General features: G+C 44.5%; 26 protein-coding genes. 24 read left to right on the forward strand and 2 right to left on the reverse strand.

Annotated elements, in window-relative coordinates:
* Positions 1 to 285 precede the first annotated feature (285 nt).
* Together KTO58_RS26545 and KTO58_RS26550 are read left to right on the forward strand one after the other, a co-directional pair.
* Positions 286 to 4,635 (forward strand): DUF6443 domain-containing protein, encoded by a 4,350-nt coding sequence (locus KTO58_RS26545; protein WP_095836509.1) that lies wholly within the window; start codon positions 286 to 288, stop codon positions 4,633 to 4,635.
* On the forward strand, positions 4,629 to 4,898 hold the full coding sequence (locus KTO58_RS26550; protein ID WP_095836508.1) for a hypothetical protein: 270 nt from the start codon (positions 4,629 to 4,631) through the stop codon (positions 4,896 to 4,898). The genes KTO58_RS26545 and KTO58_RS26550 overlap by 7 nt, the downstream gene beginning before the upstream one ends.
* A 234-nt stretch (positions 4,899 to 5,132) precedes the next feature.
* On the opposite strand, the gene KTO58_RS26555 is transcribed toward KTO58_RS26550, so the two are convergent.
* On the reverse strand, positions 5,133 to 5,357 hold the full coding sequence (locus KTO58_RS26555) for a helix-turn-helix domain-containing protein (RefSeq protein WP_095836507.1): 225 nt from the start codon (positions 5,355 to 5,357) through the stop codon (positions 5,133 to 5,135).
* Positions 5,358 to 5,545: 188 nt separating this feature from the next.
* Here KTO58_RS26555 and KTO58_RS26560 point away from each other — a divergent pair, with 188 nt between their 5' ends.
* The 15 genes from KTO58_RS26560 (at position 5,546) to KTO58_RS26630 (ending at position 13,217) form a co-directional block, all read left to right on the forward strand.
* Positions 5,546 to 5,812 carry a hypothetical protein gene (locus KTO58_RS26560; protein WP_095836506.1) on the forward strand — a complete coding sequence of 89 codons (267 nt, stop codon included), beginning with the start codon at positions 5,546 to 5,548 and terminating at the stop codon, positions 5,810 to 5,812.
* 185 nt (positions 5,813 to 5,997) lie between these two features.
* Positions 5,998 to 6,330: a hypothetical protein gene (locus tag KTO58_RS26565; RefSeq protein ID WP_095836505.1), complete on the forward strand. Its 333-nt coding sequence runs from the start codon at positions 5,998 to 6,000 to the stop codon at positions 6,328 to 6,330.
* A 402-nt stretch (positions 6,331 to 6,732) separates the two neighbouring features.
* Positions 6,733 to 7,176, forward strand: coding sequence for a hypothetical protein (locus KTO58_RS26570; protein ID WP_157752721.1), 444 nt, complete (start codon positions 6,733 to 6,735; stop codon positions 7,174 to 7,176).
* A 50-nt stretch (positions 7,177 to 7,226) separates the two neighbouring features.
* Entirely contained in the window at positions 7,227 to 7,592 is a 366-nt protein-coding gene (locus tag KTO58_RS26575; RefSeq protein WP_095836502.1) for a hypothetical protein, read from the forward strand.
* A 118-nt stretch (positions 7,593 to 7,710) separates the two neighbouring features.
* Positions 7,711 to 7,971 carry a hypothetical protein gene (locus KTO58_RS26580; RefSeq protein ID WP_095836501.1) on the forward strand — a complete coding sequence of 87 codons (261 nt, stop codon included), beginning with the start codon at positions 7,711 to 7,713 and terminating at the stop codon, positions 7,969 to 7,971.
* 142 nt (positions 7,972 to 8,113) lie between these two features.
* On the forward strand, positions 8,114 to 8,596 hold the full coding sequence (locus tag KTO58_RS26585; protein ID WP_095836500.1) for a hypothetical protein: 483 nt from the start codon (positions 8,114 to 8,116) through the stop codon (positions 8,594 to 8,596).
* A gap of 79 nt (positions 8,597 to 8,675) precedes the next feature.
* Positions 8,676 to 9,194, forward strand: a complete 519-nt coding sequence (locus tag KTO58_RS26590) for a hypothetical protein (RefSeq protein WP_095836499.1) — start codon at positions 8,676 to 8,678, stop codon at positions 9,192 to 9,194.
* Between the two features lie 18 nt (positions 9,195 to 9,212).
* Complete coding sequence (locus KTO58_RS26595) at positions 9,213 to 9,578, forward strand: hypothetical protein (RefSeq protein ID WP_095836498.1); 366 nt, start codon at positions 9,213 to 9,215, stop codon at positions 9,576 to 9,578.
* Positions 9,579 to 9,761: 183 nt separating this feature from the next.
* Positions 9,762 to 10,262 carry a hypothetical protein gene (locus tag KTO58_RS26600; RefSeq protein WP_095836497.1) on the forward strand — a complete coding sequence of 167 codons (501 nt, stop codon included), beginning with the start codon at positions 9,762 to 9,764 and terminating at the stop codon, positions 10,260 to 10,262.
* Positions 10,263 to 10,649: 387 nt separating this feature from the next.
* Positions 10,650 to 10,985 carry an immunity 53 family protein gene (locus KTO58_RS26605; RefSeq protein ID WP_198315100.1) on the forward strand — a complete coding sequence of 112 codons (336 nt, stop codon included), beginning with the start codon at positions 10,650 to 10,652 and terminating at the stop codon, positions 10,983 to 10,985.
* Between the two features lie 250 nt (positions 10,986 to 11,235).
* Positions 11,236 to 11,574 carry a hypothetical protein gene (locus KTO58_RS26610; protein ID WP_095836495.1) on the forward strand — a complete coding sequence of 113 codons (339 nt, stop codon included), beginning with the start codon at positions 11,236 to 11,238 and terminating at the stop codon, positions 11,572 to 11,574.
* A 119-nt stretch (positions 11,575 to 11,693) separates the two neighbouring features.
* A complete protein-coding gene (locus KTO58_RS26615; RefSeq protein ID WP_095836494.1) occupies positions 11,694 to 12,128 on the forward strand; it encodes a hypothetical protein in 435 nt (144 codons plus the stop codon).
* Positions 12,129 to 12,224: 96 nt separating this feature from the next.
* A complete protein-coding gene (locus KTO58_RS26620; protein ID WP_095836493.1) occupies positions 12,225 to 12,497 on the forward strand; it encodes an NAD-dependent epimerase/dehydratase family protein in 273 nt (90 codons plus the stop codon).
* Positions 12,461 to 12,823 carry a Rossmann-fold NAD(P)-binding domain-containing protein gene (locus KTO58_RS26625; protein ID WP_198315099.1) on the forward strand — a complete coding sequence of 121 codons (363 nt, stop codon included), beginning with the start codon at positions 12,461 to 12,463 and terminating at the stop codon, positions 12,821 to 12,823. Before KTO58_RS26620 ends, KTO58_RS26625 begins: the two co-directional genes overlap by 37 nt.
* Positions 12,824 to 12,893: 70 nt before the next feature.
* A complete protein-coding gene (locus KTO58_RS26630) occupies positions 12,894 to 13,217 on the forward strand; it encodes a hypothetical protein (RefSeq protein WP_198315098.1) in 324 nt (107 codons plus the stop codon).
* A gap of 166 nt (positions 13,218 to 13,383) precedes the next feature.
* Here KTO58_RS26630 and KTO58_RS26635 read toward each other — a convergent pair whose 3' ends face one another.
* Positions 13,384 to 15,093 carry a peptide MFS transporter gene (locus KTO58_RS26635; protein ID WP_095836491.1) on the reverse strand — a complete coding sequence of 570 codons (1,710 nt, stop codon included), beginning with the start codon at positions 15,091 to 15,093 and terminating at the stop codon, positions 13,384 to 13,386.
* Positions 15,094 to 15,367: 274 nt separating this feature from the next.
* On the opposite strand from KTO58_RS26635, the gene purD reads away from it, so the two are divergent.
* From purD to mrdA (KTO58_RS26670), 7 genes are all read left to right on the forward strand, one after another.
* Complete coding sequence (purD, locus tag KTO58_RS26640) at positions 15,368 to 16,645, forward strand: phosphoribosylamine--glycine ligase (protein ID WP_095836490.1); 1,278 nt, start codon at positions 15,368 to 15,370, stop codon at positions 16,643 to 16,645.
* 242 nt (positions 16,646 to 16,887) lie between these two features.
* Positions 16,888 to 17,910, forward strand: coding sequence for a rod shape-determining protein (locus KTO58_RS26645; protein ID WP_095836489.1), 1,023 nt, complete (start codon positions 16,888 to 16,890; stop codon positions 17,908 to 17,910).
* Between the two features lie 83 nt (positions 17,911 to 17,993).
* The gene (mreC, locus tag KTO58_RS26650; protein WP_095836488.1) at positions 17,994 to 18,881 is read left to right on the forward strand and encodes a rod shape-determining protein MreC; all 888 of its coding nucleotides are present in this window, start codon (positions 17,994 to 17,996) and stop codon (positions 18,879 to 18,881) included.
* Entirely contained in the window at positions 18,878 to 19,387 is a 510-nt protein-coding gene (gene mreD / locus KTO58_RS26655; RefSeq protein ID WP_095836487.1) for a rod shape-determining protein MreD, read from the forward strand. The genes mreC and mreD overlap by 4 nt, the downstream gene beginning before the upstream one ends.
* Before the next feature lie 193 nt (positions 19,388 to 19,580).
* The gene (mrdA, locus tag KTO58_RS26660) at positions 19,581 to 21,533 is read left to right on the forward strand and encodes a penicillin-binding protein 2 (RefSeq protein ID WP_095836486.1); all 1,953 of its coding nucleotides are present in this window, start codon (positions 19,581 to 19,583) and stop codon (positions 21,531 to 21,533) included.
* A 40-nt stretch (positions 21,534 to 21,573) separates the two neighbouring features.
* Positions 21,574 to 22,860: a rod shape-determining protein RodA gene (gene rodA, locus KTO58_RS26665; protein ID WP_095836485.1), complete on the forward strand. Its 1,287-nt coding sequence runs from the start codon at positions 21,574 to 21,576 to the stop codon at positions 22,858 to 22,860.
* Between the two features lie 178 nt (positions 22,861 to 23,038).
* Entirely contained in the window at positions 23,039 to 24,949 is a 1,911-nt protein-coding gene (gene mrdA, locus KTO58_RS26670) for a penicillin-binding protein 2 (RefSeq protein WP_095836484.1), read from the forward strand.
* The last annotated feature ends 11 nt before the right edge of the window (positions 24,950 to 24,960 follow it).

Below are 24,960 nucleotides of genomic sequence, written 5' to 3' on the forward strand. Positions count from 1 at the left end.
AAGCGTTCTATAACCGTTGTATAAGCATTGTATAAGCTGGCTATAGTCATTGTATAGGCAAGGTATACCGATTCTATAGCCATCGTATAAGTTTGGATAGGGTTAGCTTATACAATGACTATACGAATGTTATACGAATGATACAGGAGCGCTATAGGAATGATATAGGAACGGGACCTGTGGAAATGATTTTTTTAATATGTGGCGCCGATGTGTTTATTTTGTTGTTAACCGTACTGTAGTGGCAATTGTGCTGTACTATTCAATAACATCATCCCGGACCTTATGAGGCGATTTATCCAACTTTTTGCTGTTAGTTTCCTTACCGTAGGTATTGCGGATACTTATGCCCAGCAGCCGAATGGAAGTACCCAACCGGCAGCAAGTGCGCAAGCTGTACCCGCCGCTTATAGCAATACCAGTATCAACTACGTCCGTACCTGGGAGCCATCGGTGCCGATGACCGATCCTGCGGCCGTAGCTGGCAATAATAACGTGCGGCAGGTAAAACAGAACACCCAGTATTTCGACGGGCTGGGACGCCCATTACAGACGGTGAGTAAAGCGATGGGCACCGGCGGTAAGGACATCGTTGCCCCGGTGGTGTACGATGCTTTCGGGCGGGAGCAGTTTAAATACCTGCCTTATGTATCCCCGGCTGGTGATGGTAAGTTCAAAGCGAATCCTTTTGCGGAGCAGTCTCAGTTTATGAGCGGGTATTATCCTGGAGAATCCGTTTACTATGGAGAGACGGAATTCGAAGCCTCTCCGCTGAACCGGGTGATGAAATCCTATGCGCCGGGCAACAGCTGGGCACGTACGGGCGGCAATCGTCCTGCCGGGAGTGAGTACCTGGTGAATACCGCTGCCGATGCGGTAACGATCTGGGACATGCCGTTGAACGGTACTTTACCTTCCCGGGTAGGTGCATATCCTGCGGGAGAGTTGTACAAGAACGTCGTGAAGGACGAACATGGCAAGAGTGTAGTAGAGTTTAAAGACAAGCAGGACCGGGTGATCCTGAAGAAAGTACAGTTGCTGGATAATGCCGTGGATGGACATGCGGGCTGGCTATGCACTTACTACGTGTATGATGATCTCAATAACCTGCGTTTCGTATTGCCACCTAAAGCGGTAGAATCCCTGCTCAGCAACAACTGGACGTTTGCCGCCGGGGTAGCGGAGGAATTATGTTTTCAGTATAAATACGATGGCCGTCGCCGGATGATCGAAAAGCGGGTGCCCGGTGTGACGGCTCCTACAGAGCTGACGTACGATGTGCGCGACCGTTTAGTTTTCAGTAGAGATGGTAATCTGGCTGCTGCCGGTAAGTGGCTGGTGACCTTTTACGATGGGCTGAACCGTCCTACCATGACAGCGTTTTACGCCAGTACGGATGGCCGGGAGACTTTGCAGACAGGCATGAACGCCGCCGTATCCAATACGACTACGGTGACCTATGATTTCCCGGTGCCTGCTGTACTGACGGTGAGTCAGCATGATAATCGCCCGAAATACCAGGCTTCTCAGAATATAGACTTTATGGATGGATTTGATACCAACAGTACCGATACGGATGGAGAGATTGTTCCGGGCGGTAAAGTAGGTACTACCATACTGACTGTTACCAATCCATTGCCTACGCTGGATGCCAGCAAGGTCGATCCACTGACCTATACTTTTTACGATAATTATGAGTACACCGGCGCACATGCCTTGCGCGCTGCCGACCTGAATAAACCACAGAGTACGGACCCTGCCCGTGAAGTAGCTACCGCTGCCAGCAGCATGATCCGTGGGCTGGTAACCGGTACTAAAGTGCGCGTACTGGGTACCAACCAATGGTTGACCACCACTTCCCACTATGACGACAAAGGCCGCGTGATCCAGGCGATCGCCGATAATGTGAATGGCAACCAGGATGTGGTGAGCACATTGTATGGATTTAACGGTCAGGTACTCAGTACTTACCAGTATCATAACAATGCGAAGAGTGTCCCTACTACCAGTACGCGCATACTGACGGTGCTGGACTACGACGATGCCGGCAGATTACTTACGGTGCGTAAACAGATCAATGATCAGCCTTTGAAGGTGATTGCCACCAACGAGTATGACGCCATGGGTCAGCTGCAAACCAAAACCCTGGGTAACAACCTCGAGACACTGAACTATGCCTACAATATCCGTGGCTGGCTGAAAGGGATCAACAAAAATTATATCACCGCCAACGAAACACATTTCTTCGGGACTGAGTTGCACTATGACTACGGTTATACCGCTGGTCAGTACAACGGTAATATCGCCGGTGCTACCTGGCGGAGTGCCGGAGATGGACAGCGCCGCTCTTATGGTTACGGCTATGATGCTGCTAACCGCCTGCTGAAAGCGGACTTCACCGAAGGGAATGGCAGCACCTGGGCCACCGGCGCAAAAAACTTCAGCATACAGATGGGAGATGGGATCAATCCTACTTCCGCCTACGATGCGAATGGTAATATCAAAGCCATGACCCAGCAAGGTTTGAAGGGCACCAGCAGTGCCCCGATCGACCAGCTGACTTACGAATATTTAGCGAATAGTAATAAACTGAAAGGTGTGACCGATGCGGTGAATGATCCTACCTCTACACTGGGAGATTTTAAAGAGATCAACGGCACCGGTACGAACGACTACGCCTACGACAGCAACGGTAACCTGACCCAGGATGGCAACAAAGGGATCGCTGCTAATGGGATCGTCTATAATCACCTGAACCTGCCGGCGCAGATCACCGTAGCTGGCAAAGGAACTATCTCTTATTTGTATGATGCCGCTGGTGCCAAACTGCGTAAGACCGTAGTAGACAATACCGGTGGTACTGCTAAAACGACCATCACCGATTACATCGGTGGGTTTGTCTACCAGAATGACACCTTACAGTTCTTCGGCCACGAAGAAGGCCGGGTACGCTGGGTAGCCGGTGGTCCGGTATTCGACTATTTCTTAAAAGATCACCTGGGCAACACCCGCATGGTGCTGACCGAACAGACGGACTTCTCCATGTATGCCGCTACGATGGAATCATCCAACGCAGCGAAAGAGAATGCACTATTCAGCAATATCGAAGAGACGCGTAGTCCTAAACCGGTGGGTTACCCATCCGGGCAGGATCAAAACGAATTCACCGCCAAACTGAACGCCAAAAGCGGCGGCAAAAAGATCGGTCCTTCCCTGGTACTGAAAGTAATGGCCGGTGACACCATCCAGCTGAGTGCGCAGGCGTTCTATAAATCACAAGGACCTTCCAATAACAAAGTCGCCACCCCGGTAGAAGATATGGTCGCCGACCTGGCTGCTGCCTTCAGTACCAGCACGCAGGAGTCCTCGATACACGGCAATGCGCAGCAGTCCGGCAACAGTCCGTTTACCAGCAACTTCTACAGCAATGATTACCAACGTCTGAAAGAACGCGACCAGGACCCGAATCAGCCCGATAAACCCAAAGCCTACCTGAACTTTGTATTGTTCGACGAGCAGTTTAACTTAGTAGAAGATAACAGTGGCGTGAAGCAGGTGAAAGCCGAGCCGGATCAGTTGCAGCAGCTGGCGGTCGATAAGACGGTGATGAGTAAGAGTGGTTACCTGTATGTCTACACCTCTAACGAAAGTCAGCAGGATGTGTTCTTTGATAATGTAATGGTAGGTAGAGCAGCAGGGCCTATCCTGGAGGAGACGCATTATTATCCTTTTGGATTGACGATGGCAGGGATAAGTAATAGTGCGTTGAAAGGTGCGAATTACCCGGAGAACAGGAAGAAGTATAACGGGATAGAGTTTACGAATGAGTTGGATTGGGATACGTATGATGCCTTTTATAGAAACCTGGACCCTCAGATCGGTAGATGGAACCAGATAGATCCGAAGACGGAGAATATGGAGATGTGGAGTCCGTATGTATCTAATTATGATAATCCTGTTCGTTTTAATGACTTTTTAGGTGATGAGCCGGATGGGCCTGGCGATGAAGACAAGCGGTATGGATTGATTACAGGGAGGGAATATGCATTGACATCAGCCACTGATTTCGGTTCTTCTCTTAAACGGGTAGGACAATACACTGTGGGAGTATTAAATGAATTAGTAGCAGGAATAAATCAGAATCTAAATCCAGTTTACTTTGCAGGAAATGGTGCTCAGGCTTTAGTTACGGGTAAGGACTTTCAAACTGGGAAACCGATGAATACTGGCGATGCAGCAGTTAGTATTTTATCTGCTATTCCGGTTGGTAAAGCTTTTCAAATGATAGGAAAACTATCAGGTGTAGTTGAGGGGGCTGCGATTCAAACAACAGGACGAGCTGTGAAGCAAGCAGCCAATTTAAACTTGAGTCCATACAATGATGCTCTTGGTTTGGCTAAAACAAAAGGTGGTGATTTTGCCAAAGCTGCTGAAGTGACGAGGACATTTGCGGAAGGGATTGATAAGAAATTTATTAAAAATCTCAAAGCAGAAGGTATTGTTACTAAAGATGGCTTAAAGCAGTATCAAGGGCAATTAAATAAGGCAATAGAACAGTTTAAGGCTAGGGAAAAAGATTACTCAGTGCAAGAAGCAAGATTGGAAACAATTAATAAAGTACTAAAATTATGGTAAATAGTGACTTGATATTAAAATTTGAAAATACAACCGAAGCACCGTTAATGATCGTTATAGATCCTCCTTGTACAGATTATACAGTAGAGCCGGGGCAAAATCTGAAATTAAAAATAGTAGGCTATAGAGATATTAGTGAAGATGTTAGCAACATTGTTGACGTGAGATATTCTAATCAAAATGTAATTAATATTGATATCAATTATAGTTTTAGATTAATTGTTGTTATCAATAATGAAGAAGAAATAATATGGGGATTCTAATATGGAGAAAATAAGAGAACATCTCATTCTTATTTAGAAAATCAAAGATTTTAGATATACTGACGTTTTTATCAAACTAAGATGGTATATATAAATTTTGCTTTGATTTAGCAATTAAGAAATACTATATTTCAGCATATTGAGATATTTAGAGAACTGTCTCGGTTGCAGCTAAATACTCTATTGTAAATACAGGCTGTTATTTTGTTGTTTTAGAAGCCCTCTTGAGTTAGACTAAGTTTCAGACAATAATTCATTGGCATCGACTTCAAGTGCCAGCATTAATTTAATTACCGTTGATAATCTGACATCGCTTTCCCCTCGTTCAATTTTACCTACTTGAATATGTTCCATATCGGCTAGCGCAGCAAGTGCACGCTGGCTTAAACTTTTTGCTTCTCTGAGAGATTTCAGGTTCTGTCCGAACTTTATTAACCGATTTGTAATCTCATTCTCCATCAAACAAAGTCAAAGGAAAAAAATGACAATATTGGAGTATTATAGTACTCCAATATTGTTTTTTTGTTTTACCTTCGTGACACTATAATAGAGAATGTTATGTAGCCTGCTACGAAGATTGATCATGTACTGAATAGCATTATTGAAGCATAGCCAATTACTAGTCATATTCTAAAATCAAATACCACATGAAGAGAACCAATCCCCAAAATGGAAACATGCTTTTTGATATCCACAGCATGTTATTTGATACCCCGATTACATTTAGAGAGAAAGTATGTGAGCAATGCTCATGGAGCGTCCCCACTTTTTACAGGAAAATGAAAAGTATGGATAGAGTTAGCGGTAAAAAGCTAATTTCTGCCCTGAGTAATGCTGAAGTAGATATGATAATGAAAGTTTTTGATGAAGTGTATAGAGATACATGGAATTACTTTGATAAGTACAGAAAGTGATAAGAGCATTGTACTTTAACGTAACCCCGAAGGGGTTACGAATTGGTTGTGATAATTGTAAAGAGAGAATAGTGTTGTATTTATAAGGGGAAGCCCAAAGCCTGCCTGGACTTTGTATTGTTCGACGAGCAATTTAACTTAGTGGAAAATAATAACAGGGTGAAATAGTGCCAATATATTACTATATGAGCCATAAATATATAGTTGTTCCTAAGAATCAAGAAGCAATGGATGCTTTAAATTATGATAATGCAACCCCCGAGCAATTAATCGAAATAGTTTTAACAGATCAGGAATTTCAGATATTATCTGATAAAGACTTTTTTCAGTCTATTAATACAATTGCTACTGTTAATATTGATATTTATGAAGATGATAGTATAAAAGATAGAGAAGAGTTAGAAAGAGTGCTTAAAAGCGATATTTTTAAAATTGAATATATCGATAAGATTAAGCAAATTAGAATTCTCTTTGAAGAAGCTTTAGAGAGGGCGACTGGAGTATTCTTTTATTTCTGACGAACTATACTTATAAATTCAGCTCATTGCTACTGTTATAATAAGCGAACCTATATGAAATAGCGTATGTTACAATACATGAAAGTTCTAACTACAATAGATCATTTTGAGAATAAAGCTATTGGGTTATTGAAGGACAAATATCAATTCAAGTAAAAGGACTTTTTTGAAATGGGCTTAAGAATGTGTTAATCGGAATAGGTATTAGAAGAGAGGGATAAAAATGAAGATACAAGACCTGAAGTAACATAATTATTGAGAAATCAAAAATCAAGTAGCACACAATAATTGATGAAAAAGATATTTTTTTTGACGATCTATTTTTTATTTCTAATAGGTTGCCAACCTGCTCTTCCCGAAAAATATACAATAGGTGTAGTAGCGCTCCATATACCTGCCAATATGAAAATTGTTGAAGGAAACGGAACTGATAGCCGCGTGTCATACTGGATCAATAGGCATAATGATACTTTTTATGTTGAGTATGGAGCGCCTAACATAATTGATAATCTATTCAACCCACCACCTGTGGTATACGACATGAAAAATATTGAACTGCCAAAAAGAATTTTGGGCAGGATACCAGCGCCTGATGAAGCTTTGTTTTCGAAAACTCCCAAGGAAGATATGGAGCAGAATGTATTTGATCAAAACTACTATAGGTATGATACAATTAATGGGATTGTAGCAAAAATAATTCAACCAAAAGTTATAGGAAAAGGAATGACGGGTATTTACATATACGAACTGAAGGATAAACATGCTCTCAGTATCTATGCAATGGATCTGGATTATAAATCAAATGATGAAGCTTTGGGTGTTTTTAGAACTATTAAATACAAATGATTTTGCTTGTGACAGAACCGTTCGAAGCATTAAGATAAATAATTGATATTATGGATTTTGATAGTTACTATTGGCATGATTCTATTTTAGAGAGTATTTTTATTGATAGGAGAGATCCTGGCAATAATGATATTATTGAGATGATCATTGATTGGTATGAAGGGGAGTCAAAGTCAAAAATTATATTTAAGGGGGTTTGCCTATTTAAGGCGACAATGAATGCTGGCATTGTTGTAAATGAAGCAATTGATATTGCTTATATAGCTCCTGTTGATGATCCAGATCTATTATCTTTTTATCAAAGATGGAAAGGAGGATTTGACAACGTTAAGTTATATTGCTATATAATAAAGACATCTGCAACGGGAAGTGAAATAAAGATATTAGCTCAAACAGTAGAGGAGGTTCTAATATAGAAGGAGAATGTAGTAGAGATGATACATCTTTAATAACCTTACCTAGATACGTTTCATCTCATACAGTGCTGTGAGCGTATGCAGCCATAAGTTTTGGCTTCTTGCAAAATATATAGCTATGGAAGAATATCCAATTTTGGCTGGGAATCAGGTTGCGTTACTTAGAGCCGCATTTGATACCGGGCATGTACTTGATGAAGATCAGCGACTAGCGATCAATAGTGACCAAAAAGTTTATACTGTATTTGAAAATATCGATGAGGCATTGATAGCTGCCAGTGAAATAATAAATGGGAATAAAAATATTGAATGTGTTATATATGATAAGGATGAAAATCCAATGCACTATCTGACTTATAAAGATATGAACTGTTTATAGACTTCTATCACCTTCTATTGGGGCTAGTATAGAATGTTTGACGAACTGGTGCCTGTATATGCATAATTAAAAGTGTAATTGGACATATATAGGCAAAACACATAGTACCCAATTGCAAAAAGCAAGATTTAATATAAATAGGATGAATACTGAAGAAGAAATGAAAGAAAAATCAATGTCGGAGTCGGGTTTAGATATTGACTGGTATTTTACAGATGCTTCAGGGAAAATTGCCATTGTCGCTTCTGCAGGTGGGATGTTACCTGACGTAGTTGTAAATAATATGGAGAAATTGAAGGGGATGATTAAATATTTTCGATCTCTTCCTGTATTATCTAATGAGATTTTGATAGAAGAACGGGTGGTTCAAGAGATATCTGGTCATTCAGAAGAACAAAAAAAGGCATATTTAAGAGACGTGCATTATATGGTCTCTAGGGGGTTCTACTATTTCGATAAAGAAGTACTAAATAACTACTATGATTTACGATATTATTTGAAAGCAAGTCCGATAAAACCTTTAATTATCAATCGAGATACTGATGGGCACTTGTTTTTACCTGAAGCGATTATAAATAGTAATCTGTCGGATTTGAAGGCGTTCACCGTTGATCAAATCAAATAACAATATTAGCTGGACCAAAAGTATAAAGGCTAGTATTTATAGGTGTCAATTCATATAGGATAAAATCTATTTTTTGAACATGCATTTCTTAAAATCATCTTTTTTTCGAAAGTTATCACCTAGTAAAAAACAAGCACCCACAATAGAAATGCCACTTTCTTCAACATTTGCGCGAGATGTAGAAAAAGCCATATGTCTATTAAGTAATGGAGATGGGAGTAATAGTAACGAGGAAGTTTTGACGTTATTTATTGATAACGGAATAAAGCGTAGAGAAGCTGGAGAGATTTTACTGTTCTTACCTATTGTGTTTGTACGGCTTTTACTTCCGCAATTTGATTGGCCTGATTCATTTTACGAACCAATTACTGGACAGCAGAATGAGTACGTAACAAAGCGATATGATGAAGTTCCCTCATTTCGAATTATCTCGCAAGTAGCAAATGCCTATTTTGAAAATAAACCTGAAAAAGATACTATACTGAAAATTGCGGGACGTAGTGCCGAATTTCATTCAATTAACAATTTGCTTTTGAAAGGATTGAAACTAGATGAAATTAAGGTGACATTAAGTGTTGTAATGCGTGAACCTATATGAAATAACGGATGTAAAATTATGATATCAATCGGGAAGAACGGAGAATTGTTAGAGTATCTTACTGGAGATAACTCTCTTATAAGTGCTAAGATTAACAAAATTGAAATTGAGTTTAATGAAGAATCTGGAGACTCAGTAGGGATATATATTGACAGACTATATGCGAAAAGTAATAAGCGAATTTTACTACTCTTTACAAATATCAGCACTTTTGATTTTGGTTATGATGGGCCTAAATATTCCTATTATATTGACCGATATAAACTGATTGCTACTAAAGAAGATTTCTATTTTTGTATCGATCCATTAGATGATTCTGATTTAATATCTCCAAGTGATCAAAATATAATCAGGTCTCAAAATATCGAGGGTTTCCTTATTTAGTTTAGAAATACTGTTAATGTTTATTTCAAAACATTATACATCAGACGATAGTTTATTTTTCTCCACTTCAGGTGCAAGAATTAATATCATTATCGTTGAAAATCTGACATCGCTTTCCCCTCATTCAATTTTACCTATCTGATTACGTTCGTTATTAAATCTTGTAAATCCAATTTCCTAAACATGGAAAAACAGATAATATTTATAGTGTTTTTGGTTGGCTTATTTTTTTCAAGCGATGCGCAAAATATAGTTGCGACGAAGCAATTTGAGATAGTAGAGCTACCAAATTATTATAAGGCAAATGGTATCCTCTTTAAGGAACATTATCGTATAGGAATCGATATAAAAGACAACAGAGAAAGATATACGCCCTCCATCGAGGATATTGAAAAGGCAGAAGAAGTTTTTATTAACAAGTATAAGCAGTTACAACATGCAAATATTGATGATAAAATTTCTTTCTGTTGTTGGGTTAGACAATACGTTGGCTTTATCGATAGTAAAGGCAGAAAAAATGTGATCCTCCAGCTAATCAATAACAAAAAGCCCGGTAAAATCAATCGGCTTTTAGGTAAAGGATGGGAGACAAATTTTGTCCTTATGTTGTCGGATAATTTTTATGCGGTGAGCGCTCGCTATAGAGTTAATATCGATACAGGAGAAATGACAACAGGGATATAACTGATCAAGTGCTGACATTAATTTAATAACTGTTTATAATCTGATTTCATTATTCAGCCCTCGAACGTTATTAATCAATTAAGTATGCAGAAGATTTTTTTTGATTTCAATAACTGTGATACGATGGGTAGAGTGCGTTTAAATACGAGGGGGAACTTCTGATGATCTAGATCGCTTAAATCTTAAACTTAAACAGGGGTTGAAATTGTTGCTATATGACGACGACGAATTGAAGGCAGTTGGGATTGTGGAGTTCTCTCTGGAAGGGAACATATGGGTTGCAAGTTTTGAATAGATCATTTATGACATGTTGGTTAGCGCAGCATATTATACAGAAGTGGCTTAAAGATTGGAACCTACAGAATAGATTAGAAAAGAACGAGTTATTTGGAGATAACAAAAAACATTATTCTAGGCATGGGACATATTATCAGCTGGATATCAAATTGGTTATCGTCTCACTGTAATGGAGACTGGGAGCATGAATATGGAATGAAGATTGAGACTTTAGATAATCCTGGTTGGTCAGTTATAATAGACTTGGCTTTTACAGAGTTGGATCACTTGGATTTTGAAACAGATATGGTGGAGACTGATGATGCCGATTGGTATGTTTATAAGGTTAGAGACAAACAATACGTTGCGGCGGGCGATTTAACTAAATTAGAACTTTTATTGGAGAAGTTTAAAGAATTGGTTGAATCAAATCAAAAGGTAGATTAATTGTATCCGATTCAACTGAGTCAAACTGTAAATACATAAAATGGATACATATACTTTCCTGATGGAATTTAAAGGGGGAACATATTAGTCAAATTAGAGCAATCAACTTGCAGGAAGCAAAGATAGGTTGGTGGAATAAGCTTAATACTGATGATATACCACACCTCTGTGAGAAAAGCCATATATAGATGTTAAATGAGTTTCATAATATAGAACCGATTCCTATCAAAGGAATGATTATAATGAAGCAATGGATAAGATGAAATTATTAATAACCTTTATTGTTATTGTTGGAGTCATTGGTGGTGGATTATATTGGATTGCTGCAAATGCAGGTAGGGAGAAAAAGATAAAAATCGAACAGTTAAATAAGGGCTATGGCTATGGGAAAGGAATCATTGTAGATAAAAAATTTTATAAAGGACATAGTATTGAAGTCAGATATCAGATAAGTGGGAAGGAATATACTTATAGTGGTGGATGGGACAAAAATCCACGTAACCTCAATGTAAGAGATTCAATAGAATTTAAATATGCCTTGGATACTCCAGTGCAAATTATTACCGAATTGAATAATGAATATGAATAACTAAGCTATAGAAAGTTTAGTTTGTTTGTTTCCGAACAAAAATGGAGACATGTTATTTCACGAAAGATCTAAAGATCATAAAGGTGGGAAACGGATAAGGTATTATATAAGTATTTACCATGGATGAGACAAAAGCGTTAGTAATAGAAAGTATAGGATCTGATGTTCTGACTGTTAAGTTATCAGAGATATTAAATTGCATTACTGATGGAGATCAATATGTGTGGTCGTTGTTATGGATAACTGCGATTGGTAGTCCTGATGATCTATTAGTACTTGAATTTGAGGAGAAAATAAATAAATCTGCAAATGGTTGTATTCATGATTGGAAGGAACTATTTGAATTATCATTTCGATTTCATCAAATTATTGAAATACTTATTATTGGAGCTTTAGACAGCTCTAAGTTACATAGATATACTTCAGATGAGGAAATGTACGAGAGCTGCCACTTCGTTTTGGAGTTAGTAGATTCTTCATACTGGGAAGTACACACCAAAAGTGATATAGCTTTTAGAAAAATGAAAGCTGAATTACCAGTATTAGTGCAATGAAAATTAGGCTTTCGGTAGAAGAGCTTTGGTCTTCGTACCAGTTTTCTTATTGATGCTAACTTTGAGATATCAGCAAACCCAATCCATATAAAAATCATGAAAATTCTAATAATAGGGGCCAATGGAACGATTGGTAAAAGACTTACACCGATTTTAAAAGATCGTCACGACGTAATTACGGCAGCTAGAAATAGCGGCGATGTAAGAGTAGATGTGTCATCTGAGGATTCAATAAAAAGCATGTTCAATAGTCTAAAACACATTGATGCCTGCATTTGTATTGGTGCTTCTGGGCCAATGGATAATTTCTCAACACTTACTGAAAATAGCTTTTGGAAGATTTCAAAGGAAAGCTCTTTGGGCAAATGAACCTGGTGTTAATTGGTCAGCATTATCTCAAAGACAATGGTTGTTTTACGCTTACATCAGGAATTTTTGCAGATATTCCGCATAAGGGTATTACGGGCGGAGCTGTCATAAGTGGCGCTTTACATAGTTTTGTCTTATCTGCATCCATAGAATTGCCAAGGGGACTACGAATTAACGTAGTAAGTCCAGGTATGGCAGAAGATTCGGCAAAGGATTTCGGATACTTGTTCCCGAATTTAACGCCTGTGTCGATGAAAGACCTGACAGATGCGTATGAAAAAACTGTTGAGGAAAAGATCACAGGGCAAATATTGAGAGTATATTAATAAAACTGCTACATCGAAAGGAGTTGAATATACGATGAGCTGCAAATTGCGTAAGAAAAATATACAGTATATGTGGACACCTATTACATACGATGAATTATATAGTCAGATATTGGAGTTCGAGGAAACACAAACAGGAGAGTTATATAATTTTTGGCTTACCATAAAAATAGATCCGGCTAAATGGGAAGAAGAAGAATACGGGGCAGAAGGTAACGGTTTTTGGGTGGTGGCTTTAATCGGGAATAGAGTAATATGGTATAATGATATCGAAGAAGGCTTCAACATATCCACGTACAAAAAGTATGGTACAATTGCTGAATATTGGTGTAACCAGGATAAACTATATATAGCAATAAACTCTCTTTGGAATGCTATAAAATTATGGACATAGTTTATTCCCTCCCTCTCTTTGTTCAATTACACACCTGAACATATTCTGCATTACTCCCTCGCTGACTTACAATTTTAGTTACGTTACGATATTTCAGACTCCCCCAAAAAAGCAATGGCGGCTAGAAAATAGCCGCCATTGTTATAATAATATGAAAATAAATCGCTTATCTCACACCATGCATGCCTCTTTTCAGCAGGCCGGTCAGCAGGAACAGCAATACAGCTGCTGCACCTGGCAGGATGACGAATACCATGAAGAATTCGTACAGGTTATGGATGGTGAAGCCTACGAAGGTAGGGTAGTGAGTAGGCAGTTTCAGTGTTTTCAGTTGTTCCAGCTGAGCAGCGGTAGCGGAGATGGTACCATCAAGGATACCTTGCAGGTCGATGCCGGCTTTGGAGGCGGCAGCGTATTTATCGCCGGTAGGCGGCAGCAGGGCGCCGAGGGTACCTGCCAGTGCGTAGCCGGCAGCGTTGGCGAGGAACCATACGCCCATCAGCAGGGAGGCAAAACGGCGGGGGGCCAGTTTGGATACCAGGGACAAGCCGATGGGTGACAGGCAAAGTTCACCCATGGTATGGAACAGGTACATGATGATGAGCCAGATAACACCCATTTTATCGTTGTTACCCAGGCCTTTCACCTGTAAGGCGATGATAAAGTAACCGAATGCCAGTAATCCGAGGCCGATGGATTGTTTCATCGGGGAGATAGGCTCCAGGTTACGTTTCTGCAGCTGCATCCACAGGAAGCTGAAAGGTAATGCCAGCACGATGATGAAGATGGAGTTGGCATTTTGTATGAAGCTGGGAGGCATATCCCAGCCGAGAAGGCGGCGATCTGTCTGGTAGTCGGCGATGAAGGTGAGGGAAGACCCTGCCTGTTCGAAGCAGGCCCAGAAGAATATCACGAAGAAGGCGACTGCGTACATGACGAGGATGCGGTGGCGTTCAACGGTGGTGATGGATTTATCGGTCATGATCAGCACTGCCAGAGAGATACCGGAGGCGTAGATGAACGGATATACCCAGGATTTGATCGGGTTGGCGTCAGCGCTGAGGAAGTGTATACCGAGGAACAGTACGACCATCAGTACAGCTACGCTGATGATGGAGGTAGTGGTAAAGTGGGCTTTGTCGGCCTCACCGTCGGTGCTGACAGTAGTATTGGAAAAGGCTGGTTTGCCGCCGATGGGTTTACCATCCGGGGCTACCACATATTTATTCTTCAGGAAGTGGAACATAACGGTACCGATCAGCATGGCAAGACCGGCGGCCAGGAAGCCCCATTTGAAGGCAGATACGATACGAACGTCATTTACTTTCACGTCGCCCAGCAGGGGGCAGATGGTCATACCCAGGGTGGCGCCTACGTTGATACCCATGTAGAAGATGGTGAAAGCCGAATCCAGGCGGTTGTCGCCTTTGGGATACAGCTGCCCTACCATAGAGGAGATGTTGGGTTTGAAGAAGCCGTTGCCGATGATGATCACGAACAAGGCTGCCCACATGACCAGTTTACCGGTATCTATGCTGCCTTCATATACGGTGGCGCTGGCAAACATCATGAGCTGCCCGATCGCCATGATCAGACCTCCCAGGATGATACAGTTGCGGTTGCCTAAGTAACGGTCGGAGATATAGCCCCCAAACATGGGGGTGAGATAGCTAAGGCCCAGGAAGCCGCCGTAGATGATGGATGAGTCGGCCTCTGAAAAAGCCAGTGCATTTACCAGGAAGAGGGTCAGTAAAGCCCTCATACCATAAAAGTTGAATCGCTCCCACATTTCCGTGGTAAATAATACAGCAAGGCCCTTAGGATGTCCTTTTTCCGAGACAGCCGGAGCTGCTGATGGCACAGCAGTCGTATTCATAGCGGGTGATTTTGTTGTTTGTTTTAAGGTTTAGTCCAGTGTTTAAATGTGGCAAGTTAAATAAATTCAGGTTTACCACTAAAAAAATGCACTATATGCCCGGATTTTGACCTTTCTTTGCAAAAAATTTGTCCGGGGCCCTCAGGCCTTCGCCGACAGTTCACCATCCACATGTTTTAAGTTTCACGGGGCAGGCAATACAAGCAGATCGGCAAAAGGCGAAACTTGTAAATTCGGATTGTTATTTATAGGGATTAGGAATTTAGCACTAGCAATGAAAATATTACTCTTAGGCAGCGGTGGACGCGAACATGCATTAGCCTGGAAAATGTCGCAAAGCCCTCTTTGTACACATTTGTTTATAGCCCCCGGTAATGCCGGCACGGCACAGTATGGCCAAAATTTAGACTTCGGCGTATCTGCTTTCAGCCAGATCAAGGATTGCTGTTTGTCCGAACAGATAGACCTCGTAGTACCCGGATCGGAAGAATCCCTCGTAAACGGCATCTACGATTTCTTCCAATCGGACGCGGCATTGGCGCACATCCCGGTAATGGGGCCCTCTGAATACGGTGCCCGCCTGGAAGGTAGTAAAGCCTTTGCCAAACAGTTCATGGAGCGCCATAACATCCCTACCGCTGCCTATCGTGAGTTTGACGAGACGACCTACGAAGATGGAGTAGCCTACCTGCGCCAGCATAGCCTGCCTATCGTACTCAAAGCCGATGGCCTGGCTGCCGGTAAAGGGGTGGTGATCCTAAGCGACCATGAAGCTGCTGTAGCGGAGTTCACCCAGATGATCAAAGAAGCCAAATTCGGCGATGCCAGCCGTAAAGTGGTGATAGAGCAGTTCCTGACAGGTATCGAACTATCCGTATTTGTGATCACCGACGGCAAAAACTACCAGATATTACCCACCGCAAAAGACTATAAAAGGATAGGAGAAGGCGATACCGGCCTAAACACCGGCGGTATGGGTGCCGTATCCCCCGTACCCTTTGCCGACCAGCAGTTCATGTCGCTGGTAGAGCAGCAGGTGATCAAACCTACCGTAGATGGCCTGGCAGCAGAAAAGATCGCCTATAAAGGATTTATCTTCTTCGGCCTGATCAATGTAGACGGCGCACCGTTTGTCATCGAATACAACTGCCGTATGGGCGATCCCGAGACAGAAGTGGTGATGCCAAGACTGCAAAACGACCTGGTGGAACTCTTCCAGGCAGTAGAACAAGGAAAGCTGGCAGAAGTGCAGATAGTAGAAGATCCCCGTGCAGCCGTAACCATCATGCTGGTATCCCAGGGATATCCGGAAGCCTACGAGAAAGGAAAAGAGATCAGCAATATACCGGCGCCCACTCGCGACCAGATCGTGTTCCACGCCGGCACAAAAGCCAACGGAGCAGCTATCCTGACCAATGGAGGCAGGGTGCTGGCTATCACATCTCTGGCAGAGAGTTTGCAGGTAGCGCTGTCACATAGCCGCCAAACCGCCGAAACGATCACATTCGATGGTAAACAGTACCGTCGCGATATCGGCTATGAGTTTCAATGATACACCGGGTTACACCGCATGTGAGCAAGACACTTATCAGGCAAATTTGTGAAGGTAGACAATTAAATCAGGTGTTCAGCGTTTTGCCAGACAGAGTGATCTGTACAGGGTAAATACCCATCCGAAACAATAAACAAGATTTTTTAATATTTAAGTATGTAATTGCGGGGTCATCCGGTTTTTGCATCGTATATTCGTTGGAAATATTCATTTTTGCATCATAATATTTGACCGTATCAACAATGGGATTTTTTAATTTTTTAACGCAGGAGATAGCGATAGACTTAGGGACAGCAAATACGCTGATCATACACAATGACCAGGTGGTGGTGGATGAGCCTTCCATTGTGGCCATAGAGCGTGCAAGCGGTAAAATAGTGGCCGTCGGTAAGAAGGCCATGATGATGCATGAAAAGACGCATGAATACCTGCGCACCATCCGCCCATTGAAAGATGGCGTGATCGCAGACTTCAATGCGGCTGAAGGGATGCTGAGAGAGCTGATTAAAATGGTGTATCCTAAAAAGCCTCTTTTCGCACCCAGCTGGCGGATGGTGATATGTATCCCTTCCAGCATCACAGAAGTAGAAAAAAGAGCCGTGCGTGACTCAGCAGAGCAGGCCGGCGCCAAAGAGGTATACCTCATACATGAACCCATGGCTGCGGCCCTCGGTATAGGCATCGATGTAGAAGAGCCTGTAGGTAACATGATCATCGACATCGGTGGCGGTACTACCGGTATCTCCGTAATCGCCCTGGCAGGTATCGTCTGCGACCAGAGCATCCGTATCGCCGGTGATGAATTCACCGCCGATATCATGGAAGCCCTCCGCCGATACCATAGCTTACTGATCGGTGAGCGTACCGCCGAACAGATCAAGATCCAGATCGGCTCTGCCCTCAAAGAACTGGATAACCCACCAGATGACGTACCCGTAAATGGTCGTGACCTGGTAACCGGTATCCCCAAACAGATCATGGTATCTTACCAGGAGATCGCCGAGGCACTGGATAAGTCCATCTTTAAGATAGAAGAAGCCATCCTGAAAGCGCTGGAAACAACGCCGCCCGAGCTGGCTGCAGATATCTACCGCAGAGGCCTCTACCTGACCGGTGGTGGTGCCCTGCTCCGTGGCCTGGACAAACGCCTGGCCCAAAAGATCAAACTGCCCGTGCATGTTGCAGACGATCCGCTGCGCGCAGTGGTGAGAGGCACCGGCATCGCGTTGAGACACGTAGGGAAGTATCCTTTCCTGATGCAATAATATTTGAAAATCCACCCCCCCCGGTATACAGGCGCCAGCGCAGGTATACCGGGACATGGAATCTCCAAATTAAGATCTAACAGGTGCGTAATCTCATCATCTTCTTACGGCGGTATTTTAACTTCTTTCTGTTCCTCATACTGGAAGTGATCTGCCTCGTACTGGTATTCAGTAATAACAACTTCCAGCATACCGCCTACCTCAATTCTGCCAACGCTATCAGTGGAAAAATGTATGACCGCTACAACGACGTACAATACTACTTCCACCTCAAAGCCACCAACGACAGCCTGGTATCCGAAAATACCCGCCTGCACAACCTACTGCGTACCAGCTTCGATAGTGCCGTCAATAACAACATCGCCAAGACCGATACTATCAGAAAATTCAGCGACGATACCTTACACAAAGTAGTCGGCACAGAACTACGCCGTTACCTCTACCGCGAAGCAAAGGTCATCAACAACTCTGTTAATAAGCCCATGAACTATATCACCATCCACCGCGGTAGCCTGGATGGTATCCGCCCTAATATGGGCGTAATAGGCCCCAGCGGTGTAGTAGGCGTCGTACGGAGCGTAAGCGATCACTATGCTGTGATCCTGTCGCTGCTGTCCCGCTCTTCTACCTTTGGATTCAGCGCCCGCCTGAGCCGCTCCCGCGAAATGGGGACCGTACACTGGGATGGCGAAAATCCCGGATATGCCGTCATGAAAGATGTGCCCAAAAGCGTAAAACTGACCAAGGGAGACACCGTCACCACCAGTGGCTACTCCGCCCTCTTCCCCGAAAATATTCATATCGGATACGTAGAGAGCTTCAGCCTGGCCGACAAATCCAGCACAGCATACACCATCCGTATCAAGCTGGCGACCAACTTTTACAACCTGCAATACGTTTACGTGATAGATAACTTGCTGAAAGAAGAACAGCAACGATTGGAAGACTCAACATACCGGCTGACCAAATGAGTATACTGTTAAGAAATATTATCCGTTTCGCACTTTTATTGCTGCTACAGGTATTTGTGCTCAACAAAATACTGGTACACCAGCTGGTAAGTCCGTACCTGTACGTACTGTTCATCATCGCATTACCATTCAATATGCCGCGTCCGGCTATCCTGATACTCGGTCTTGTACTGGGCCTCAGCCTCGACATGTTCATGAACACCATGGGCATGCACGCCGCCGCTTGTGTATTGGTCGCCTATCTGCGCCCATTCATCATGAACATCCTGTCACCGCAGGGCGGATTTGAAACGACCCTCAAATCGCCTTCCATGACCAGCATGGGCATCACTCCTTTTCTCATCTATGCATCCGTACTGGTGTTTGTGCATCATACCGTCTTCTTCCTGCTGGAAGTGTTCGGCTTTGCCAACCCCCTGTACCTGTTGCTCAAAATACTGTGCTCTACCGCAGCCAGTCTATTCCTCATACTCCTGTATGAGCTGTTGTTCTTTTCCAAAAAATAGGAACACCCCGCTCAAAAAGCTGTATCCGCATGCTGTTGACCGCCGACAAACCAAGCCTGCACGTTGCCGTGCAATGGTCTTTGGCAGGCTGACAAACTTCGTGTAGGTTTGTAGTAGTATCGGTGTGACCGATGGCCATATCGGTGCAGGTAGGATTCGTGAATTTGGAAACTGTTATCCGGAATTTCTGTAAATGTCTGTTTATAATCAGCCCAGGAAAAGAGTTATTCAGGCGATCATGCTGGGGATGGTGATACTGATCATCACCCGCTTGTTCTTCCTGCAGATCGTAGAGAAAAAATATACCAAACTGGCAGATGCCAACGCCGTATTACGGAAGGTTGTCTATCCCAGCCGCGGTATCATCTTCGACCGTAAAGGCAAAAGCATTCTAAGCAATGATGCCCTTTATGACCTGGTCGTTACACCCTCCAGCGTCAAAAACATCGATACTAATTACCTCTGCGACATACTACGTATCGACACTGCAGAATTCCGTAAGCGGATCGTAACAGCGATCATCAAAAACGGACGGGTACGCCAGTCCGTGTTCGCGCCATTGCTGCCTCCCGAAGTGTTCGGCCGACTCCAGGAAAGTATGTACCTCTTCCAGCCAGGATTTGAACTGGTACAACGCCAAATACGTGCCTACCCCTTCGCCACCGCCGCAAATATCCTGGGATATATCGGCGAGGTGTCACCACAGATGCTGGAAAAACCCGCCTATAGCGCCTACCAGCAGGGAGACTATGTGGGCATGACCGGTCTGGAAAAGACCTACGAAAGCGTCCTGATGGGTCAACGGGGTATCCAGTACCTGGTAAAAGATAACCTCAACCGCCCCCAGGGCCCCTACGAAAAAGGAGAATTCGACACAGCAGCAGTAGCGGGTAAAAACCTCCGCCTGTCATTAGATATAGACCTGCAGGGACTGGGAGAACGGCTCATGCGTAATAAGATAGGCAGCGTAGTAGCCATCGATCCCAAGTCAGGTGGCATCCTGGCCATGGTGAGCAGCCCTACCTACGATCCTAACCTGCTCACAGGCTCCTTCCGGAGCGCCAACTTCAGCCGCCTCTACCTGGATACCACCAAACCGCTCTTTAACCGTGCCATACAGGCCATGTATCCGCCGGGATCTACCTTCAAACCTATGATCGCCCTGGTGGCCCTGGATGAAGGTGTGATCACCCCTGCCTTCGGATATCCCTGCGGTGGCGCTTACTTCGGCTGTAACCGCCCCATCAAATGTACCCACAGGGGCGGCGGCCACGCAGCCAACCTGCGCCTCGCACTGGCCAACTCCTGTAACTCCTACTTCTCCCATATATACCGCCTCAGCGTAGACGCCAGTAAATTCGGTGGCATCAAAATCGGCGGTATGCAGAAATGGGCCGGCTACATGCGCTCCTTCGGATTCGGACACCGTACCGGTATCGACATCCCGGGAGAATATGGTGGCCTTATCCCCGACAGCGCCTATTATAATAAAAGATACAAAGGCAGCTACAACTCCTGCACCTCCGTGTTCCTGGGCATCGGCCAGGGGGAAGTACTACTCACCCCGCTACAGCTGGCCAACGCCATGTGTATCATCGCCAACAAAGGATATTACTATATACCGCATTTCGTACAAACTATCGATAACGACAACACCGACCTGCTGACAAAATATAAAGAAAAACACGTCGTAGCACATATCTCCGACAGCGCCTATAATGTGGTGATCAACGGGATGACAGATGTGGTAGAAAAAGGTACCGGGCGTGTCGCCCAGATCGAAGGATACCGTGTAGGTGGTAAAACAGGTACAGCAGAAAACTATGCCATCGTCAATGGCGTACGTACCAAAATGAAAGACCACTCCGTATTCGTCGCCTTCGCACCGGCCGATAACCCGAAGATCGCCATCGCCGTAGTAGTGGAAAACGCAGGTTTCGGCGCTACCTATGCCGGTCCTATCGCCTCCCTCATGATGGAGAAATACCTGAACGATACGATCTCCGCCAAGCGCCAGCCGTTGATAAAACGTATGCTGGATGCCAATACCATACCGGAAGCTATGCGCGCTAAATCCAAACTGGACTCGCTCAACAGGAAAGCACCGGTGATAGACAAAACCGGCCAGCAGATCAAAACAAACTAACAGAACAATATACTCAGGAACTTATAACATACCCGTTTAAATGAACCGCTCGCAAGCAAAACTTACCCAAGGGATCGACTGGCCTGTGCTAGGCCTTTATATGGCATTAGTGTTCATTGGCCTCCTATCTATTTTTGCGGCGGAATACCGGGAAGGAGATAATATCTGGCAGAACATCTCCCACCTGAATAAAAACTATGCCCGCCAGCTGCTGTGGCTGGGCGTATCTATCGTACTGGCTACCATCATCTGGCTTACAGACAGTAAGTTCTTCACCGCCACTGCCAACCTCCTGTACGCCTTCGGCTTACTGTCGCTACTGGTCGTATTGGGAATAGGTACTGATGTAAAAGGTTCCCACTCCTGGCTCGAATTAGGAGGATTCCGCTTTCAACCGGCAGAGTTTGCCAAACTGTGTACCAACCTGGCACTGGCCAAATACCTGTCATCGCAGGAGACAGACTTCACCAAACTTAGATCCCGGCTGATAGCCGCCGCCATCGCCCTCATCCCCTCAGCGATCATCATCCTGCAGGACGAAACAGGACTGGCACTGGTATATTTCTCCTTCTTCCTCGTCATGTACCGCGAAGGACTACCCGGCGTATTACTGGTGATCGCCTTCTCCGGTATCGTACTGGTATTGTCTGCCTTGCTCGTAGATAAAAATATCCTGCTCATCATATTCACCGTGATCACCGCCCTCGTGATCTACTTCAGCCGCCGCGAAATCAAACGCAACCGCAGCCGCCTGGCACTGATACTCAGTATATGGGTGTTCTGCGCCGGCTTCGTCATGTTCGTCGTGCCTTTCGTATTCACCAAAGTATTGAAAGACTACCAGGTAAGAAGGATCGAAGTAATGCTCGGTAAAGAAAACGATCCCAAAGCCACCTACAACACCCGGCAGAGTATGATCGCCATCGGCTCCGGTGGCTTACTGGGTAAAGGATACCTGAGAGGTACACAAACCCGCTTCGACTTCGTACCAGAACAAAGCACCGACTTTATCTTCTGTACCGTAGGAGAAGACTTCGGCTTTATCGGCAGCATCATCTTCCTCGCTATCTATGTAGCCCTGCTCTTACGGATCATCTATATCGCCGAACGACAACGATCGACATTCAGCCGCGTATATGCATACGGGGTAGCCAGTATCATATTTTTCCACCTGGCCATCAATATATCCATGACCATCGGTCTGGCACCCGTGATCGGGATACCGCTCCCACTGGTCAGTTACGGCGGCTCCTCCCTGATGACATTCACCATGCTTATCTTCATCATGCTCCGGTTAGATGCCGACAGACAGATGGTATTAAGATAATCTGCTGCACCTGATTTTACCACTTATAAGCACTTGGTACCGTTCCCGGAAAAGACACGGTAACCGGGTGAATTTAAGTGCCGCGGCCTTGTACCACACATAGATTTCCAGTAGGTTTGTAGTATTCCCAAACTTTATTTTCAGCATACCGCAAACACAGGAAATCACGTCTGTACCCATGTCCGTATTTAATCATCCCAGGAAGAAGGTGATCCAGCTCATCATCCTGTCCATCAGCTTATTGGTAGTAGCACGTTTATTCTACTTACAGATAGTAGAGAAGAAGTATGCCAAACTAGCCGACGCCAATGCTGTACTTCGTAAAGTCATTTACCCCAGCAGGGGTATCATCTTCGACCGTAAAGGAAGAAGTGTACTGAGTAATGATGCCTTGTACGACCTGGTCGTCACCCCCGCCAGCATTAAAAATGTAGACACTGCCTATCTCTGTCGTATACTGCAGATAGACCACGAAGAATTCAAAAAACGTATCGTCAACGCTATCGTCAAAAATGGAAGAGTAAGACCTTCCGTCTTCGCACCGCTACTACCCCAAGCTACTTTCGGAAAACTGAAAGAGAGTATGTACCTCTTCCAGCCGGGTTTCGAACTGGTGTTAAGGCAGGTGCGTTCTTATCCATATGTCGCCGGCGCCAACATCCTCGGATATATTGGCGAAGTATCGCCTGCCATGCTGGAGAAACCAGCCTTCAGCGCCTACCAGATGGGCGATTACCTGGGCATGACCGGCCTGGAAAGAACGTACGAAAAAGTACTCATGGGACAACGGGGCATACAATACCTGGTCAAAGACAACCTGAACCGCCCACAAGGGCCTTACGAAAATGGAGAATTCGACTCTGCCGCCGTAGCAGGTAAAAACCTGCGGCTCGCACTGGATATTACGTTGCAGGAACTGGGAGAGCGACTGCTGCATAACAAGATCGGCAGCGCCGTCGCCATCGATCCCAAAACCGGCGGCATACTGGCTATGATAAGCAGCCCTACCTATGATCCTAACCTGCTGACAGGATCAGCCAGGGGTGCCAACTTCAGCCGGCTGTACACCGATACAACGAAACCACTATTCAATCGTGCCATACAGGCTATGTACCCGCCAGGGTCTACCTTCAAACCCATGATAGCATTGGTTGCACTGGACGAAGGTGTGATCACCCCTTCCTTCGGATACCCCTGCAGCGGCGCCTACCTGGCCTGCTCCCGCCCGCTGAAATGCCTGCATCATAATGCCGGACATGCCGGCAACCTGCGACTCGCACTGGCCAACTCCTGCAATGCCTACTTCTCCCATCTCTACCGCCTCAGCGTAGATGCCGGCAAATTCGGTGGTATCAAAGCCGGTGGCCTGCAGACCTGGGCCAACTATATGCACACATTCGGATTCGGGCACCGCACCGGCATAGACATTCCCGGCGAAGCCGGAGGACTCATTCCCGACAGCGCTTATTATAATAAAAGATATAAAGGCAGCTATAACTCCTGCACCTCCGTATTCCTGGGCATCGGCCAGGGGGAAGTATTGCTGACACCCCTACAACTGGCTAACGCCATGTGTATCATCGCCAACCGCGGACATTATTATACCCCTCACTTCGTAGAGCGGATCGACAACGATAGCAGCGATATCCTGGCCAAATACCGGGAGAAGCACGTAGTGGCCCACATCTCCGATAGCGCCTACAGCGCCGTGATCAACGGGATGATCGATGTAGTCGCCAAAAGAGCGGACCGCCTGCCAGGATATAATGTAGGTGGTAAGACCGGTACCGCAGAGAATTATGCCATCGCCAACGGCGTACGCTTTCAGCAGAAAGACCACTCCCTGTTCGTCGCGTTCGCGCCGGCAGAAAATCCGCGTATAGCCATCGCGGTAGTAGTGGAGAACGCCGGTTTTGGCGGTACATACGCGGCCCCCATCGCCTCCCTGATGATGGAAAAATACCTGAACGATACTATCGCCACCCAACGCCTGCCGCTGGTCAAAAAGCTGATGGAATCCACCACCATATCCCCTGCCATGTTATCCCGGTCCAGACTGGATTCCGTCGGTACCGGCCGCCGTATATAGCGGAATGCTTA

This window comes from Chitinophaga pendula (assembly GCF_020386615.1).
In the GTDB taxonomy this organism is placed as follows: Bacteria; Bacteroidota; Bacteroidia; order Chitinophagales; family Chitinophagaceae; genus Chitinophaga; species Chitinophaga pendula.

Coding starts and splice junctions, on each gene's coding strand:
- KTO58_RS26545 (WP_095836509.1), top strand. CDS start 286: ATGAGGCGATTTATCCAACTTTTTGCTGTTAGTTTCCTTACCGTAGGT.
- KTO58_RS26550 (WP_095836508.1), top strand. CDS start 4,629: ATGGTAAATAGTGACTTGATATTAAAATTTGAAAATACAACCGAAGCA.
- KTO58_RS26555 (WP_095836507.1), bottom strand. CDS start 5,357: ATGGAGAATGAGATTACAAATCGGTTAATAAAGTTCGGACAGAACCTG.
- KTO58_RS26560 (WP_095836506.1), top strand. CDS start 5,546: ATGAAGAGAACCAATCCCCAAAATGGAAACATGCTTTTTGATATCCAC.
- KTO58_RS26565 (WP_095836505.1), top strand. CDS start 5,998: ATGAGCCATAAATATATAGTTGTTCCTAAGAATCAAGAAGCAATGGAT.
- KTO58_RS26570 (WP_157752721.1), top strand. CDS start 6,733: ATGAAAATTGTTGAAGGAAACGGAACTGATAGCCGCGTGTCATACTGG.
- KTO58_RS26575 (WP_095836502.1), top strand. CDS start 7,227: ATGGATTTTGATAGTTACTATTGGCATGATTCTATTTTAGAGAGTATT.
- KTO58_RS26580 (WP_095836501.1), top strand. CDS start 7,711: ATGGAAGAATATCCAATTTTGGCTGGGAATCAGGTTGCGTTACTTAGA.
- KTO58_RS26585 (WP_095836500.1), top strand. CDS start 8,114: ATGAATACTGAAGAAGAAATGAAAGAAAAATCAATGTCGGAGTCGGGT.
- KTO58_RS26590 (WP_095836499.1), top strand. CDS start 8,676: ATGCATTTCTTAAAATCATCTTTTTTTCGAAAGTTATCACCTAGTAAA.
- KTO58_RS26595 (WP_095836498.1), top strand. CDS start 9,213: ATGATATCAATCGGGAAGAACGGAGAATTGTTAGAGTATCTTACTGGA.
- KTO58_RS26600 (WP_095836497.1), top strand. CDS start 9,762: ATGGAAAAACAGATAATATTTATAGTGTTTTTGGTTGGCTTATTTTTT.
- KTO58_RS26610 (WP_095836495.1), top strand. CDS start 11,236: ATGGATAAGATGAAATTATTAATAACCTTTATTGTTATTGTTGGAGTC.
- KTO58_RS26615 (WP_095836494.1), top strand. CDS start 11,694: ATGGATGAGACAAAAGCGTTAGTAATAGAAAGTATAGGATCTGATGTT.
- KTO58_RS26620 (WP_095836493.1), top strand. CDS start 12,225: ATGAAAATTCTAATAATAGGGGCCAATGGAACGATTGGTAAAAGACTT.
- KTO58_RS26630 (WP_198315098.1), top strand. CDS start 12,894: ATGTGGACACCTATTACATACGATGAATTATATAGTCAGATATTGGAG.
- KTO58_RS26635 (WP_095836491.1), bottom strand. CDS start 15,093: ATGAATACGACTGCTGTGCCATCAGCAGCTCCGGCTGTCTCGGAAAAA.
- purD (WP_095836490.1), top strand. CDS start 15,368: ATGAAAATATTACTCTTAGGCAGCGGTGGACGCGAACATGCATTAGCC.
- KTO58_RS26645 (WP_095836489.1), top strand. CDS start 16,888: ATGGGATTTTTTAATTTTTTAACGCAGGAGATAGCGATAGACTTAGGG.
- mreD (WP_095836487.1), top strand. CDS start 18,878: ATGAGTATACTGTTAAGAAATATTATCCGTTTCGCACTTTTATTGCTG.
- mrdA (WP_095836486.1), top strand. CDS start 19,581: ATGTCTGTTTATAATCAGCCCAGGAAAAGAGTTATTCAGGCGATCATG.
- rodA (WP_095836485.1), top strand. CDS start 21,574: ATGAACCGCTCGCAAGCAAAACTTACCCAAGGGATCGACTGGCCTGTG.
- mrdA (WP_095836484.1), top strand. CDS start 23,039: ATGTCCGTATTTAATCATCCCAGGAAGAAGGTGATCCAGCTCATCATC.